17 protein-coding genes are annotated in these 16,146 nt (G+C 40.6%); 8 read left to right on the top strand and 9 right to left on the bottom strand.

From position 1 onward, the window contains the following. The first annotated feature begins 68 nt into the window (after window positions 1-68). The 6 genes from ABVF21_RS14745 to ABVF21_RS14720 all read left to right on the top strand — a co-directional run bounded on the left by ABVF21_RS14745 (window position 69) and on the right by ABVF21_RS14720 (window position 6,593). Window positions 69-1,313 carry an ABC transporter substrate-binding protein gene (locus tag ABVF21_RS14745; RefSeq protein WP_303530460.1) on the top strand — a complete coding sequence of 415 codons (1,245 nt, stop codon included), beginning with the start codon at window positions 69-71 and terminating at the stop codon, window positions 1,311-1,313. Window positions 1,314-1,394: 81 nt separating this feature from the next. Next, window positions 1,395-2,330 carry a carbohydrate ABC transporter permease gene (locus ABVF21_RS14740; RefSeq protein WP_303530458.1) on the top strand — a complete coding sequence of 312 codons (936 nt, stop codon included), beginning with the start codon at window positions 1,395-1,397 and terminating at the stop codon, window positions 2,328-2,330. Then, complete coding sequence (locus ABVF21_RS14735; RefSeq protein WP_226612072.1) at window positions 2,330-3,172, top strand: carbohydrate ABC transporter permease; 843 nt, start codon at window positions 2,330-2,332, stop codon at window positions 3,170-3,172. Before ABVF21_RS14740 ends, ABVF21_RS14735 begins: the two co-directional genes overlap by 1 nt. Before the next feature lie 88 nt (window positions 3,173-3,260). Next, window positions 3,261-4,277 (top strand): LacI family DNA-binding transcriptional regulator, encoded by a 1,017-nt coding sequence (locus ABVF21_RS14730; protein WP_371018477.1) that lies wholly within the window; start codon window positions 3,261-3,263, stop codon window positions 4,275-4,277. A gap of 36 nt (window positions 4,278-4,313) precedes the next feature. Then, a complete protein-coding gene (locus ABVF21_RS14725; RefSeq protein WP_371018476.1) occupies window positions 4,314-5,660 on the top strand; it encodes a GH1 family beta-glucosidase in 1,347 nt (448 codons plus the stop codon). 138 nt (window positions 5,661-5,798) lie between these two features. Next, on the top strand, window positions 5,799-6,593 hold the full coding sequence (locus ABVF21_RS14720; RefSeq protein WP_371018475.1) for a hypothetical protein: 795 nt from the start codon (window positions 5,799-5,801) through the stop codon (window positions 6,591-6,593). A 71-nt stretch (window positions 6,594-6,664) separates the two neighbouring features. Here ABVF21_RS14720 and ABVF21_RS14715 read toward each other — a convergent pair whose 3' ends face one another. The 4 genes from ABVF21_RS14715 to ABVF21_RS14700 all read right to left on the bottom strand — a co-directional run bounded on the left by ABVF21_RS14715 (window position 6,665) and on the right by ABVF21_RS14700 (window position 11,151). Beyond that, window positions 6,665-8,611, bottom strand: a complete 1,947-nt coding sequence (locus tag ABVF21_RS14715) for an FtsX-like permease family protein (protein ID WP_371018474.1) — start codon at window positions 8,609-8,611, stop codon at window positions 6,665-6,667. Continuing rightward, window positions 8,601-9,365: an ABC transporter ATP-binding protein gene (locus tag ABVF21_RS14710; protein ID WP_371018473.1), complete on the bottom strand. Its 765-nt coding sequence runs from the start codon at window positions 9,363-9,365 to the stop codon at window positions 8,601-8,603. Before ABVF21_RS14710 ends, ABVF21_RS14715 begins: the two co-directional genes overlap by 11 nt. A 101-nt stretch (window positions 9,366-9,466) precedes the next feature. Next, window positions 9,467-10,471, bottom strand: coding sequence for a sensor histidine kinase (locus ABVF21_RS14705; RefSeq protein WP_303529531.1), 1,005 nt, complete (start codon window positions 10,469-10,471; stop codon window positions 9,467-9,469). After that, window positions 10,468-11,151 carry a response regulator transcription factor gene (locus ABVF21_RS14700; RefSeq protein WP_303529528.1) on the bottom strand — a complete coding sequence of 228 codons (684 nt, stop codon included), beginning with the start codon at window positions 11,149-11,151 and terminating at the stop codon, window positions 10,468-10,470. Before ABVF21_RS14700 ends, ABVF21_RS14705 begins: the two co-directional genes overlap by 4 nt. Window positions 11,152-11,327: 176 nt before the next feature. Between ABVF21_RS14700 and ABVF21_RS14695 the strand changes: the two genes are divergently transcribed. Both ABVF21_RS14695 and ABVF21_RS14690 read left to right on the top strand, forming a co-directional pair. Next, window positions 11,328-12,104: a DUF2628 domain-containing protein gene (locus ABVF21_RS14695; protein ID WP_371018472.1), complete on the top strand. Its 777-nt coding sequence runs from the start codon at window positions 11,328-11,330 to the stop codon at window positions 12,102-12,104. Window positions 12,105-12,230: 126 nt separating this feature from the next. Continuing rightward, window positions 12,231-12,503: a hypothetical protein gene (locus ABVF21_RS14690; protein WP_303529522.1), complete on the top strand. Its 273-nt coding sequence runs from the start codon at window positions 12,231-12,233 to the stop codon at window positions 12,501-12,503. Between the two features lie 61 nt (window positions 12,504-12,564). Here the strand turns inward: ABVF21_RS14690 and ABVF21_RS14685 are convergent, their stop codons facing one another. The 5 genes from ABVF21_RS14685 to ABVF21_RS14665 all read right to left on the bottom strand — a co-directional run bounded on the left by ABVF21_RS14685 (window position 12,565) and on the right by ABVF21_RS14665 (window position 16,139). After that, window positions 12,565-13,182, bottom strand: a complete 618-nt coding sequence (locus ABVF21_RS14685; protein ID WP_371018471.1) for a sterol desaturase family protein — start codon at window positions 13,180-13,182, stop codon at window positions 12,565-12,567. A 1-nt stretch (window position 13,183) separates the two neighbouring features. Continuing rightward, window positions 13,184-13,870 (bottom strand): GntR family transcriptional regulator, encoded by a 687-nt coding sequence (locus ABVF21_RS14680; RefSeq protein ID WP_303529519.1) that lies wholly within the window; start codon window positions 13,868-13,870, stop codon window positions 13,184-13,186. A gap of 298 nt (window positions 13,871-14,168) precedes the next feature. Then, a complete protein-coding gene (locus ABVF21_RS14675; RefSeq protein ID WP_194220872.1) occupies window positions 14,169-14,588 on the bottom strand; it encodes a hypothetical protein in 420 nt (139 codons plus the stop codon). Further along, window positions 14,578-15,387 carry a hypothetical protein gene (locus tag ABVF21_RS14670; protein WP_303529517.1) on the bottom strand — a complete coding sequence of 270 codons (810 nt, stop codon included), beginning with the start codon at window positions 15,385-15,387 and terminating at the stop codon, window positions 14,578-14,580. Before ABVF21_RS14670 ends, ABVF21_RS14675 begins: the two co-directional genes overlap by 11 nt. A 29-nt stretch (window positions 15,388-15,416) precedes the next feature. After that, window positions 15,417-16,139 (bottom strand): hypothetical protein, encoded by a 723-nt coding sequence (locus tag ABVF21_RS14665; RefSeq protein ID WP_371018470.1) that lies wholly within the window; start codon window positions 16,137-16,139, stop codon window positions 15,417-15,419. Between the last annotated feature and the right edge of the window lie 7 nt (window positions 16,140-16,146).

The following is a 16,146-nucleotide window of genomic DNA, read 5'->3' as shown; positions in this document are numbered from 1 at the left end:
CGCATGAGGGGGAAGTAACGGTGAAAAACAAAAGCAAAAAGAAGTGGTTGGGGTTAGGACTGGCGTCGATGCTTGTATTTTCTTTAGCAGCTTGTAATGGAAACGACAGTACGTCTGGTGATGGCGGTAATGAAGAGGTTACGTTGAATTTCTGGGCATTTGGCGCGACAAATTATGAAGAGCTTGCGAAGGAATACGAAAAGGAACATCCGAACGTGACGATTAAAGTGAGGTCTGCAGAATCAGCCGAGCATCATGATGCGCTTTTTACAGCTTTGTCTGCTGGTAGTGGGGCACCTGATATTGCGGCTTTGGAAGTGGATCAACTGGATCGATTCAAAGAAGCGCAGGGACGATTTGAGAATTTATATGATCTTGGTGCAAAGGATGTACAGGGTCAATACTTAGATTGGAAATGGGAAGCTGGCGCGAATCAAGAAGGCGATTTCCTAATTGGTCTACCGACGGATATCGGTCCGAAGGCATTGTATTACCGGACGGATCTCTTTGAAGAAGCTGGACTTCCAACAGAGCCAGCGGAAGTAGAATCTCTTATTAATTCCCCTGAAGCGTTTAAAGAAGCGGGAATGAAGCTTAAGGAAGAAACAGGAAAACCATTCGTGGATAGTATCGAAATGGCTTATCGCGCTTATTTAGATGCTTCTGAAAAAACTTACTTAAATCCTGATGGTGAACTATTGCTAGGTGAAGAAGGAAACGACGTGAAGAAGGCATATGACTATGCTGTTGAGTTAGATGAAGCAGGCATTGTTGGCAAGCTTGAAATGTGGACACCTGAATGGGCGAACGGCGTCAACAAAGGTGAATTTGCAGCAGAGCTTGGAGCAGGATGGTTGAAGGGATGGATGGAAGGAAATGCACCTGACGCTGTAGGAAAATGGCGCGTGGCAACACTTCCAACTGAATTCGCAGCGAACTGGGGAGGCTCTTATATTTCCATTCCAAGTGAAACAGATCATCCACAGGAAGCATATGACTTTGTCGAGTGGCTTGTATCCCCTGATAATCAGCTGCAATCATTCCAGAGCAAAGGCTTATTCCCTTCCGCTACTTCTGTCTATGACATGGAAGAGTTCAAAACGAATGAAGATGAGTTCTTTGGTGGTCAAGTAACATCGACTGTTTTTGCAGAAGCGGCACAAGATATTGATGGCGCTGTCTTCAAAGGCGTGAAATACTTCCCAGTTCATCAAGAAGTATTAAATGCGCTTCATAACGTTCAAGAAGGTGGCGATCCTGAGAAAGAATGGCGTGCTGCGATTAAGCGTGCTGAAGAATTAATAGACCGATAGAAGCAATATTTGTGATGGGATATGGTGGAAACCCACCGTATCCTACTTAATCACCGGAAGTGGGGAGAAATCGTGATTTCAATGAGTGGACAGGAAAGAGGGGTTAAGAAGCGATATCGATCTGAGAAGAAAAAGGATATGATTTCAGGCTATTTGTACGTAGCCCCTTTTTTCATTATTTTTGGAGTGATTGGTCTTTATCCCGCTATATTCAGCGTTTATCTTGCGTTTCAGAAATGGAACGGATTAAGTCCAATGAGCTTTGTTGGGCTCGATAATTTTCGGATCGTTTTAGAGGATCCTCTTTTTTGGAAGTCAGTATACAATACGATCATCATGGGATTAATGGGAACGGCGCCACAAATCGTTGTCGGCATTGTGTTGGCGTTTCTATTAAATCTTACATTCCTTCGATTTAAAAATTTCTTTCGAGTTACGATTTTTATGCCGTATATCACCTCGATGGTAGCGGTTGCCCTTATATTCAGTGTGTTATTTAGTAATCACGAGTCATCACTCGCCAACTACATGCTAGGCGTCTTCGGATTTGATCCAGTGAATTGGTCCACATCTGAATGGGGAACGAAAATCGCGATTTCCATTATGGTGTTTTGGCGCTGGGTCGGGTACAATACGATCATTTACTTAGCCGGGATCCAAAGCATCTCAAATGATTTATATGAAGCCGCAACAATTGATGGCGCGAATAAGTTTCAGCAGCTTCTCTATATTACAATGCCTTTGCTGAAACCGTTTATCATCTTAACGGTGTTCTTCTCAACGGTTGGGGCGTTACAGCTCTTCTCTGAGCCGACGATTTTCTTAGGCGCTGGGGCATTTACACGAGACGAAGCACTAACAGTCGTTATGTACTTGTACCGAGATGCCTTTAAGCTTCAATCCTTTGGAACGGCTTCTGCGACAGCAATTATTCTGCTTGTGATCATTCTTTTCTTTGCAACGATCAATACGCTCATTACATCAGGCAATGGCCGTAAGAAGAAGGGGGTAAGGTAATGGCGAATCGAAAGGAACGAAAAAAAGTCTCTTTCAGTAAAGTGCTCATCTATCTGTTTCTAGGACTCGCTTCACTCTTATCCTTATTCCCATTCTACTGGATGTTTGTGATGGCAACGCGTCCGAGTGCAGCATATAATTCAATCCCGCCTACGATCACGCCAGGCGGCATGCTAGTCGAGAACTTCCAGAAAGTCCTGAATCAAATTGATTTCTTTCAAGCGATGTGGAATTCCTTTCTCATATGTTCTATCGTTACGCTTGTTGTACTGTTTATTAGCTCGCTAGCAGGATTTGCTTTCGCGAAATTTAAATTCCCGGGCAAGAACGGATTGTTTATTGCGATTTTATTAACAATGATCATTCCCCCTCAATTGGGACTGATTCCACAGTATTTTCTCGTATCGAAAGCTGGCCTTCTTGATACGCTTGCTGGGGTAATGGTCGTTTTCTTTCTTAATCCGCTCGGTATCTTCCTCATGAGACAATATGTGAGTGAGTCCGTTCCCGATGAGCTGATTGAGGCAGCGAAGCTCGATGGCTGTTCGAACTTTAAAATTTATCGAAGCATCGTTGTCCCGATTATTCTTCCGGCTTTTGCAACGCTCGGCATCATTGTTTTTACAGCGGTGTGGGGAGAATTCTTATGGCAATTTACGGTCTTAAGGGACCCGGAGAATTATACTATCCAGGTTGCATTAGCTTCCTTAAGTAACACGTTTAATATTGATTTCGGAATGATCCTCTCAGGCGTGTTCTGGGCAACGATTCCATTGCTCATTATTTTCTTACTGTTTAACCGCCTATTTATTTCGAGTATTACAGAAGGATCTGTAAAATAGAGGCTCAGCCGATATAGAAATTGCTTCACATAGCGTTTCTTAGTAAGCTATCAGTATAAATTCTATTATGATGTCAGAAGGGATAGCGATGAGCCTAACGATTAAAGATATTGCACAAATGGCAGGAGTATCAAGAGCGACCGTTTCGAAAATTATTAACAATTACGGTGGCATTAGTGAAGGAACGAAGAAAAAGGTTCTTAAAGTGATAGAAGAAACAGGCTTTCAGCCAAGCTTTTCAGCCAAGGCGCTAGCGACAAAGAAATCGAATCTCATTGGCCTGATCTATGCTGGCCGAGTGAACGTTGATTTTACACATCCTTTCTTTATGGAAGTGGTAACAGCTTTTAAGAAAACAGTTGGGTTACTAGGATATGACATCTTAATGTTCTCGAATGAACAGTTTTATCAGGATAATGGAAGCTACCTTGCAAGGTGCAGGCATTTTCATGTGGATGGCTGTTTGATCATCACAGGTGAGGAAATTGAGGATGCCATTTATGAGCTAGTGGAAAGCGACATCCCGTGTATGGGCATCGATCTAGAGCTCAATGGCCCAAGCTCAAGCTATGTGATGACAGACAACATTAACTTGTCTACGAAAGTGATACAGCATCTGTATCTCAATTCGGTAAAAGATATTGCTTTCATCGGTGGGGGATCAGATTCTGCGATTTCTAACTTGCGAGAAAAAGGGTTCCTACAATCGATGAATCAATTTGGTCTAGAAGTGAGAAAAGAGTGGATTCAGTACGGTGATTTTCATGAAGAGAGCGGTTACGAAGCAATGAATCGAATCCTCGAGGGAGAAGCTAGACCTGAGGCGGTATTTGCGGCTTCCGACATGATGGCCTTTGGTGCGCTTAGAGCGATTAAAGAAGCAGGACTCTCGGTTCCTGAAGATATCCGCCTAGTCGGGTGTGATGATATCGATGCCTGTCGCTACAGTGCTCCGCAGCTCACGACTGTAAGGCAGAATAAAGAGCTGCTCGGTAAGCTTGCTGCTCATATGCTTCATGATTTAACAAATGGTAAAACAGAATTGAAACCTGTTTTTATTGATTCAGAATTGATCGTGAGAGAATCTTGTGGAAGTAAAGTATAACGAAACAGTTACTGACGTGATAATGGAGGGAAGGCAATGGCAATTATACAATTTCCAAATGATATGAAGTGGGGCGCGGCAACCGCAGCCTATCAAATCGAAGGGGCCGTAGATGAAGGTGGACGTGGCCAATCGATTTGGGATACCTTTTCGCATACGCCTGGAAATGTGAAGAACGGAGATAACGGAGATGTCGCTTGTGATAGCTATCACCGTTATGAAGAAGATATTGCATTGATGAAGGAGCTCGGCATTGAAATGTATCGCTTCTCCGTCTCCTGGCCGCGTATTTTTCCGAATGGCACAGGGAAGGTCAATGAAGAAGGCCTTCAGTATTACCACCGTTTTGTTGACGCCCTACTCGATCAGGGCATTGAACCTATGTGTACACTTTATCACTGGGATTTGCCGCAGGCCCTTCAGGACAAGGGTGGATGGGCAAGCAGAGAAACGACGGATGCGTTTGCTGATTATGCCGAGCTTATGTTTAACGAATTTAATGGGAAAATAAAGCACTGGATTACGATCAATGAACCATGGTGCGTGTCTTTCCTATCAAACTTCATCGGCGTTCACGCACCAGGCAATCAGGACCTTCAGCTTGCGACTACTATTTCACATCATCTTCTATTAGCACACGGAAAAGCGGTTACGAGATTCAGAGAGTTAGAAATGGAAGGTAACATCGGGTATGCCCCAAACCTCGAATGGAATGAGCCATTCAGCAATAAGCAGGAGGACATTGACGCCTGCAATCGTGGGATGGGTTGGTTTATCGAATGGTTCTTTGATCCAGTCTTTAAAGGACGCTATCCGGAATTTATGCTGAACTGGTTTGAGAAAAAAGGAGTTTCCCTTACGCTTGAAGATGGCGACCTTGACGTTATTAGTCAGCCTATCGACTTTGTTGGGATCAATTACTACACAGGAAGCGTCGGAAGGTATAAAGAAAACGAGGAATTATTTGATTTAGAGAAAATCGATATCGGCTATGATAAAACGGATATTGGCTGGAACGTATACGGAGAAGGCTTCTATAAGGTTCTTAGCAAATTAAAGGATCAATATGGTGATGTTCCGATCTACATTACCGAAAACGGTGCCTGCTATAACGACGGCGTTGAAGATGGTCAGGTTAAAGATGGGCGCCGGATCGAGTATTTAAAGCAGCATCTTACTTCATTAAGTCGGAGTATAGAAGCAGGCGTGAACATTAAAGGCTACTTAACATGGTCTCTGCTTGATAACTTCGAGTGGGCAGAAGGCTATGATAAACGCTTCGGGCTCGTCCACGTTAATTTCCGTACGCTAGAACGAACGAAGAAGGATAGCTATTATTGGTACAAGCAGACGATTGATAATGGTTGGTTTGATATGGAGTAGGATAGTTCCCCTCACCGTGTGGCGGTGGGGGGATTTTGATTTACCGTAGAGTCTCATACTCTATATTAGACGAATGATGGAGAAATAGAGGAGGACACTTAAAAGAACTCGAAATAGCAAGATGGAGGGGGATTGAATATGAACTATGCCGTATCGGTAACAGATACAACAAAAACAAACGAAATTGAAAAGAGCGGACTGCAGCTATTAGCATTTCTTGATACATATAAGAGTGCGCTGCAAGAAATTACGACGGTTGAGGAGCCGCCAAGGGGGATTGTTTTCCACGATTTAGAATCAGCCACAAAGCTGTATTCGACGATTCCATTGCCTGCGTACACTTCGAGAGACTTGATCCACTTAACCCCTTTACGAGACACATGGAAGGATATTTATCTATCCACGGTTAAAGGTGTGAAAGAGGCAGCGGATTATTATGAAAAGCTTGAAATGGTCGATGTAGCAGAGCTTGTTGCCCATGAATTCACGCACCACGCTGACTTCTTCCATTCAGAATTCGATGATTGGGAAGAAGAGAATGCGAATGATATGTGGTTCGAAGAAGGCATCTGCTTCTACTTACCTCGTAAGCTCTTAATGTCAGAAGAGCGATTTGAAAAAGTGATGAAGGTGGAGCGATTGTTAATTGACGCTCATAAAGAAAAGTATGGGGAATACACGCTAGACGCATTTGGAGAAGCGGGATATCGAGGTGGAGACGACTTCTCTTATTCGGCTGCGTTTTATGATTATTGGAGAAGTACGAATACAGTTGCTGAGCTAATTGATAGCTACTGTGAAGGCAGTGTACGTGAGCTTATTCGCTTGTATCGCAAGTGGGTAGAAGGCGGAGAAAAAGGCCGCCTTCAGGATTACTTTATTAATAGGTTTGGACTTTCGGATGAAGTGGCAAGAGGGCTTTGGTTGAGGTGAGGTAGGGTAGTAGTTTGGTTCGACATATTATGACGTAAAGCGGGTGGTGCCTGGCACCATCCGCCTTTCTCTTATAGTGCTTCACGTATAACTTTTTTATAGTAAACGACTGATAGTCCGCCGAAGATTGAATAAAGCAACGTATAGATTCCCATAACGATCAGCATTGGCGTATATAATTCGGTTCCAAAGAAGAACCAGCCGGAACGAACGGCAAAGTAGCCGTGAAGAAGTCCAACAACAAGGGGGGTGCCGAAGTTAACAAGCTGCTTGCCGCGGATGCCACGTGAGAGATCCGCTTGTGTGAAACCGAGTTTTCTGAGAACAGTATAATTCGGACGTTCTTCTTCTCCTTCATTCATTTGTTTAAAGTAGAGGATACACCCTGACGTGATCAGGAAGGTAAGTCCTAGAAATCCGACGATGAACATGATAAGACCCATGTTTTCCTTTTGCTCTTGAAAGGATTGATATTGAGAGCTGTTCCCCTGGTCCTGTTCGAAGGAAAGTGACTGAAATAGCTCAGTTGCTTCTGGTAACGTTGACTGATTTACAAGGTTATATCCAAAATAGGTTAAAGGCTCATCTTGTATTTCTTCATCCATATCTTTTTGAAGAGAAGCAAAGGTCGTTTCATCCACTACAACCGTAGGTAGACCACCATCAGAATAAGAATATGGGAGGATATAGTCACTTTTCAATCCAAGATAATCTTGAGCTATTACTTTCTCTTTTCCTTTAATTTGAATGACGCCAGCGTTATCAAAACGAATGACGGATTCAAGAATTTTGCTAAATCCGGTAAAAACCGCTTCATTAGAAGACACATCTATTTCCTCAAGTGTTTGATCACTAATGACAGGTAAAACCATTTCAGATGCATCAAAAGCCGTCCCGGACTGTTGTTTAGTAAGGATTTCTTCTGTCAAAACGGACGCTTGAAGAACTTCCATTTCTTTGGTCGTGAAATCATAGTCTCTAGCCTTCAATTCCTTTTCAAATATAGCCGCATTTTGTTCCTCGGCAAGGGAGAAATGGTCCGGAATGTTTTGTTTCGATGTTTTTTCTGCTGAGTAATACGAAATATAGCTAAGTGAAGAAAGAGCGATTGCGAGTGCTGATACAGTCGTAATAATTGTAAGTAGAAGCGAGTTGGATTTCATTCGAAACATAATTGATGATAGAGAAAGTACATCATTAATGTTCAGATAGCCTTCTTTACGCTTCCGAATTAGGTTGGCGACGAATCGAATGGATCCTTTGTAGAAAAGGTATGTTCCCAAAATAACAGAGCCAAGTATAAAGGCCATCGCAAAGAGAAGTTCGTTCATGGCTGAAAAATCGCCATCAAACAGCCTGCTCGATACGTAATAACCTGCAATAATTAGAATAAGTCCAAGCACACCCATGATGATTTCTCGAATGGAAATGTTCTTTATCCGTTCTTCAGATTTAGAGGTCACGTGGAACAGAGAGAGAATACTTTGTGCTTTAATAAAGATCCAGTTCGTTAGCAAAATGATGCCGAAAATGACGAAGAAAACAATCACTGTTTGCAGCAGGGCAGCAGAGGAAAAGTTCAGAGTTGCAACGCCTTTGATGCCAGTAGCTTTGAAGAGGATCATTTGGATCAGCTTGGAAAATGCAAATCCGACAAAAATACCTAAACTCATAGAGCCAATATAAATAAGTAAATTTTCTACGGTTAAGATTCGGAAGATGCGTCCTTTTGTCATACCAATTAATTGGAAAAGTCCAATTTCTTTTCCGCGTCGCTTAATAAAAATGCTGCTTGCGTACACTAGAAAAACGGTTACGATTACGACAAGCATAATGGAAGCCGCTCGGATGGCGGCTGTCATTTTAGCTGAAGTTTCCATGTTTTCAACACCCGGGTCATATTGAAGAGTGACGAAAGAAAAGTAGAGTCCGACACTAAAGATTAGGGCAAAGACGTACAAATAATAGTTTTTCATGTTCTTCTTTAAGTTCTTCAGAATTATATGATTAATGTTCATACTGCACACCACCGAGCACACCTTGAGTCTTCATGATGTCTTTTAGAAACGACTGACGTGATTCTGTTCCTTTATTGAGCTGCGTATAAATCCGCCCGTCTCGAATAAAGATGACGCGACTGCTGTAGCTAGCTGCAATGGGATCATGCGTAACCATTGCAATCGTAGCTTCGCGCGTTTCGTTTAAGTCGCTTAGTTTATTCAGAAGATCGGAAGCTGACTTTGAATCGAGTGCTCCAGTAGGCTCATCGGCGAAGATAATGCTTGGGTTATGAACGAAAGCTCGAGCGGCAGAAGTACGCTGCTTTTGTCCTCCTGATAGTTCATTTGGGTATTTATCCTGGAGATCATGAATGCCAAGCTCACCTGCAAGAGCCTCAAAAGCTGCAGTAGCCTCTTGTTTAGAAACTTTCGTAATCGATAGGGGAAGCAGGACGTTCTCTTTCACAGTTAACGTATCGAGTAGATTGTATTCTTGAAAAATAAAGCCAAGATGTCGTTTTCGAAATTCAGCGAGCTGCTTTTCTTTTTGCTTTGTCATTTCTTTTCCTTCAATTTTAATCGATCCGCCACTCACACGATCGATGGATGAAAGCACGTTTAGTAGTGTTGTTTTTCCAGACCCCGATGCCCCCATAATGCTTATAAATTCCCCACGTTCGATCGAAACGTCGATACCCATTAATACTTCTTGCTTTAAAAACTTATTTCCATAGCTTTTTTGAATTTTACTTGCTTCAAGTACGGTAGTCATCCAATTCCTCCAATGTTTAAGTGATAGTTTCATTATAAAAAGTAGGCGTAACTCTTTCCCTCGATTCGCCGAACAATAAGAGGAGGCATGTGACATTGTTGTCACATGCCTCGAATTTGTTCAAAGTCATTAAGTTCCGGAAAGGTAAGAGTGAAAGCTGTACCGCTCCCGGGCTCTGAATCGACCTCGATTGTAATTTTCAGATAGTCTGCAGCTTTTTTTACGAGATAAAGCCCTATTCCAGATGCTGCTGAATCATGATGATTGGAAGTTGACGTAAATCCCTTCTCAAAAATGCGAGGAAGATCGCGATTCATAATCCCGCGTCCCTTGTCCTGTATCGTAAGGAAAGGTTTCTTTCCATCCCTACCGGTTATGATACGGATATCATTATTTTCACTGTATTTCACAGCGTTTGTCAGTAGTTGACGCAGGATAAAAGCGAGCCATTTAGCGTCGCTCAGTATTTCGCTAACAGGCAATTCAAGATCAAAGCCAATCCCTCGCTGTTTGCACCATGTGCGTAGAGGAGAGATTTCGTTGACAAGAATCTTTTGAAGGTTAACTTTCTCAATATATAAATCATTTTCCATCGCTGGCATTCGCTTCTGATGAAGCTGCTGATCAAGAAGAAAGTGGATGCGAAGCCATTCGTATGTAAGCTGCTCATTAAGCTCATGATCCTGAATACGATCAATTAGTAAATGAAGTGCAGTCAGAGGCGTTTTCACTTCATGAATCCAAGCAACCAAGTCGTCTTTTTCCACTTCGAGCTGTTGATTCATTTGGTTGCTCATGTCCCAAAGCTGTTCGATTTGATCGGTCGTGACCTTCTCTATCACTTTTTCAAAAGGGCTATTTGCCTGTGGAATACTCGTTAGGTCAAGGTTGTTATCCCTTTCTTCCAGTTCCTTATAGAATTTAGTTTCTTTCACAAAACGTAAAATAAGAAAAAGGATAAACAGAAGAAGTGTTAAAAAAACAGCATACAGAATAGATGTGAACGGGATCGATGGGTCAATATAGGTAATGAGAAGAAAGCACGCTTCCATAAAGAGAAAGAAAGTAATCCAGCTACGACGTTCATTCAAAAACCTCCACATCATAGCTTTTCCACGGCCATATAGCCCTGACCTACTTTCGTGTGGATGGCGTCGCCAAGTTCGATTTCTGTTAGTTTTTTTCTTAGTCGATTAACGTTTACAGTGAGCGTGTTATCGCTAACAAAGCGTTGATCGTCCCAGAGGCGATTGATCAACTCATCTCTGATGACGATCTTGTTTTTTCGTTCAAGGAGCATATGCAGTATGATCATTTCATTTTTCGTTAGCTCAATGGTATTTTCACCAACCGTCACTCGATTTCGCTCCGAATCAATAGTAGCACCATGCCAGGTTATTAGTGTATTCGTCTCAGTATTGTAATTGTAAACGCGCCTCAGGATTGCCTGGATTTTTGCGACAAGGACATCAAAGTGGAACGGCTTTTGGATAAAATCATCCGCTCCGAGATTCATCGACATGACCATATCAGTTGGATGGTCGCGTGAAGATAGAAAAATGATCGGAACGTTTGAATGATCCCGAATCATTCTGCACCAATGAAAGCCATCAAACTTAGGTAATTGGATATCTATAATTGTGAGATCAGGTTTCACTGTAGAAAACTCTTTTATTACTTGACTAAAATCGTTTATGCCATACACTTCATAAGACCATTGCTCTAGTCGTTCTTTGATTTTTTGGAATAGAGAAGTGTCATCTTCTATTAATAGTATTTTAAACATCACGTACACCACACTTTGCTTCATTATCTATGTCGATTATAGCAAATAAATGGTAAATAAAAATGATAGAAATGGAAATAATCGGTTCGACAAAAAAGAACACAAACCGGGTGGTGACAGGCACTCTCGACTAGCGTATCCTTAAAAAGGATGAAAATAGGAATTGGGGGAGTACGATGAGTTGGTTCAATCGAAATAAGAATGAGATTAAGTGGACAGAGCTTGATGAAGATACACGTGAAGAGATGCTGGAATTTACGGGTAAAAGGGATAAAGTTTATAAAAAGAAGTGGGAAAAGTTATCGACTAGGAAGTCACCTATTTCGTGGAATTGGGCAGCATTCTTCTTGAGTTTGTTTTGGTTTACATACCGTAAAATGAACGTATTTGCATACTTGTTCCTCGGTATTATCGTCGTAGTGGACGTTTTATCGATTGTATTCTTTAAGAAAGCACTACCAGGTTCAACGATTGCGCCTGCTTATATTGTTTTGGCTCTGTTTGGAAATAAGCTCTATTTTGATTTTGCGCTAAATAAAGTAAAGAAGCTGAAGGACATTTATCCTGATCGTGATGAGCGTCTTGCCGTGATTAAAAAGCAGGGAGGCGTAAGTTGGTTATATGCGCTTCTATTTGTAGTCGTCATGATGATCTACGGTTTGGGAAGTGCGGCTCTAGAAGAGGAAGTTTACTATTCCTACATGGAACCTAAATTCACAGAAGCTGCTGAATTACAGGATTCAGGTGAATTAGAAGAAGCGATGAACATTTACAATGATATCGAAAATGACAACATACCTGTGCCATCCATTCACTTTAACAAAGCGCTTATTTATGAAGAGCAAGGGGAGTTCGAAAAAGCGTTAAGTGAGATGAATACATACATTGGGTTAGAGCCTGAGGATGGGGAAGCAATGGAGATTAAAGAAGAGATCGAGGCGAAAACGGAATAGAGGGAAGAGAGAGGGGGTCAGGTGCGTACCTGACCCCCTTCGCGTACATTTGTCTTTTTCATTTACATATTTCTCCTCTTTTAATCAATAATAAGAAAAAACCGGATGATTAAAGGAGTGGGTAATATGGAGGAAGTAAACCAGCAAGTGTTACGAGAAGCCCATCAGGCATGCGGAGATATTGAAACCATTCGTCAGCAGTTGATAGATGCGAGGCAACGAGGAGAACTGGCGTTAGCCCAACAATTTGAAGAAGAATTAATTCGAGCAGAGCAAGTCGCCAGAGAGTGCCAGCGGAAGCTTCAACAAACTACAGCAGGAAGTCTTGAGGGTGAGCAAATTCTTCAGCAGATCACTCATGACTTAACGACGTGTGGTCAAACATTGCGCCAACAATAAGAAAAAATAACCCATCAAAAGGAGGCTGACATGAGAATGTCAGCCCCTTTTTGAGATTTTGCTACGGACGCTGCTCTAAATCTTTCGCCGTCTGACTCATTTGTACATCCTTTTCATTTTTTAATGTGCCAAACAGTACATCAACGAACGGAGTAGAAACACCGTACCAATAATTTTCGTTTTTATAATGATGCAAAATGTGCGTTTTCTTGATCCACTGCCCAAACCTTGTTTTGGGCTTAAACGGTCGATGAGCAATGTAATGTTTCCATTCGTAGACGAAGAACATAGCGAGCAATCCTGTGCTAAAGGAAAGTGAGAGCAGTAGAGATCCAGACAGGACATAGAAGATCAAACAAAGGAGCAGCAAATTCGGAAAGCTATACCAGATCGGTAGGAATAATAATTTGAGATCATTCGGCATTTTGTGATGATCGTAGTGCAATCGTTTAATAAGCTTAAGAAGTAATGGATTGTTAGGTGTTTTAATGTGAAACAAAAAGCGGTGTGTGAGGTATTCACTAAACATGTAGGTGACAATCCCAATGACGATAAACACTGGGACAAGGTGAGAGAGGGTCATTGTCAGTAAGAAGCCAAGAACGATGAGAAACAGGATAAACATGATCAAGATATCAAGGTGGAAGAAAAAATCACGATACAATCCTTTTGCTTTCAAGTTATATGCCCCCGTTCATTTTCGTTTTCCAGAGTTCCAAGCTCGTAGACATCATCTCTTTCGTCAGAAACTCTGCGTGATCAAGGTCTCCTCTTAACGTAGCTTCGAGAAACTGCTCATAATAGTGCTTTGATGCTTGACGATGAGAAGGTTCTAGAAAGTATTTCTCAGCCATTTTGCCATAGATGTCTTGAAAACTATTAAGGATCAGAAGAAAGATTGGGTTGTGTGAAAGCTCAGCAATGTTTTTCTGTAGATTCCAATCAAAATTAGCGTATGATTTCGGATCGTCTGTTAGCTCTTCAAGTGGAATGAAAAGCGAAATGATTTGGAGTCTGTGATGAAGAAGAGCATCCCGGACATAAGCAGGTGTTAACGTAATCCGAAGCTCGAGCATGTAAACGATAAACTCATCAGGTATATCTTCGTGGTGCTGGAGGATGTTCACGATCGTCATTAAATTACCGTGTTTCCAATAATCATTAACAATTGCTGGCGCCCCTTTACGAATCGTAATCCATCCATCACGCTCTAGTCTCTGTAAGGCTTCACGAATGGTAGGGCGGCCGACTTGGTAGTGAGTAGCCAGTTCTCGTTCAGGAGGGAGCGGATCGTTTGTCGCCCATTCTTGTTCTAAAATAGAGCGGATAAGTTGTTTCGTGATTTTTTCGGAAGAACGTTCTTTCATGGAGAGTGATCACCTCGATTCTGGTAATACCAGAGTTTTTGTTGGTAATACCATTATAGTATAAAGAGTGGAAGATTGGTGGTATTTGTTTGAAGATTCTTTCTTTTGAAGGGGTGGGAGCGGAAGGAATTAAAAGTTAGCGATAAAAACACTCTGCAGATGAGGCTTTTGCAGAGTGTTTATGTTCTGGGATATAAAGAATAGAGATCTCCTACGGAAAAAATAATCTAATATAAACAAAAAATTAAACAACCACTTATTTATCATTAGGGAATTTTAATACGATTGTTTTTTTACTTTATTTACGTTCCTCTAGAAACTGAAGAACCTCATCTATGTTTGTGGAATACAAAAGAGTATATTCAAAGTCAAACATAGTTAGTTGATTTACTACTAGATATTCATCCGCCGGTATTGCGTTAATAAACCTCTTCCACTTATATTTCTTTTCCATCTTCAATATTTCTTGATCGATTCGCTCCTGATCTATTTTTAATACAGCGAAACTTTCAGTAACGATTTTTTTGTTTGGAAATTTCCTTTCCAAAATCTCAATAAATTTGGGTATGAGATTAGCGTCAGTTACAACATCCACATTACCAACTAGATCAATTTTATCAAACATTTCATCATGGAATCGATCGTCATTGCAAGTAGGATTAGTAAAAATAGCTACACAAAAACGATCTTTTTTTCCTTTTGGTTTATTAGATACCATGGGTTTTCTCCTTGTTAACTTTTGGTGGTACTTTAACTCTTTCCATTACACTAAGAATCTCCTGTAGTAGATTTGTTCCTGAAGATTGTTTTGCCTCAAGCCACTCACATCCATCTTGATTAATCATTTTTAGGGTCCAGTTATATGAAGGAGAAGAGAGGACGTGTACACCCTCAATATTCCATACATCATCTTGTTTATAATATATGATCAAGCGATTAGAGTAATGATAGCGTTGAATAGCGCGTTTGAATTGAGCAAGTAGCATGCTGTTTTTATTCAATTGGTTATTTTGTATAACTTCATCAACATTATGTATCCTTCGCTTTATTATATACTGATTATAATCAATTGGATCCAAGAGGAGTTCTTGGTTAAGTCTATCTGGTAAATGTTCTAAGCCCATTAACATACGAGGCACTATAACTTGTCTCCATGTAACGTCTGGAGATGAATGAACGTATATTTGAAATTTGCAGTTATCGAGTTTTTTACACTCAATAATATGATCATCACCGAAATAGAATAAGCTCTGTCCTTTTAGGTCAGTTGTGATTTCTACAATGAGATTTGTTTTTGCCAAGACCCACATGGCTTGGATAAATGATTCTTCAAATTTCAATTCTTCATCTGTATAATTCACAAGATTTTTGGCATAAAGCTTTTTAAATGTCTCTTCCCAAGCATGCTTCATTTCATTGGGATTATCAAAAGGTGAAGAGATGCCAATTAAGACTTTTCCTCCAAGAAATTTTACTATTAAATAGATTTCTTTTTTGGATAGGGTCCATGTTTTCATAGCTTATCTCCTTTTAGTATATAAAGTCCTTACCTCATGTTCTTAATATAATTTTCCCTTTCACTTTTCGAAAGATTAAAGTCCGGACGTAATTTTTTAACAGTATCATAATTCTGCTTGATGAAAATATATTTCTGGATCCATGTTGATAAGAACGATGTTAACACTGTAAATATTGCTAATATTAATATAAGTACTATCAGTTGAAGAGAATCAGTGACAAACGAAGACATTAACAACTGTGCAATGATATACCCGAAGCTGGACATAACTACGATAGGTGCAACATTAATTTTAATTCCTTGTTTTTGATTTTTTTGGAAAGTCCGTTTCTTTAACATCTTCCTATAATAAATGTGAAAGAATAATAGCAACGAAATAATAGCTACAAGCCCAATATAAAAGTAGTAGTTTTGTTTTACACCAATATTAAAGAATAGGAACTTTTGAATAACTAGAAAGTAAATATAGGTTGTTACTAATCCAAGAACGCCAAAAAATAAGTAGAAAGCATGTTCAAATTTATAGGGAGCAATAAAGCAGACAAGTCCCCAAAGGTTAATTGCTATGATAGGAATAATGCCAGCCCAAAATAATTGGATAGAAAAAGGAGCACTTATCAAGGGGATAATCCCCATAATATCTAAGTAAATAAACAAGAACCCAAAAATATAATGCCGATTATTTTTGGGTAGTTGTAGTTTACTAATATAGGAAAATGTGAACTCGTCGATGTCTTTACCTTTTTTCAAATGTCGT

It is taken from the genome of Pseudalkalibacillus sp. JSM 102089 (assembly GCF_041366475.1).
In the GTDB taxonomy this organism is placed as follows: Bacteria; Bacillota; Bacilli; order Bacillales; family Guptibacillaceae; genus Guptibacillus; species Guptibacillus hwajinpoensis_B.
Note: the sequence above shows the minus strand (reverse complement) of the source record. Positions and strands in the feature narration are given on the sequence as shown.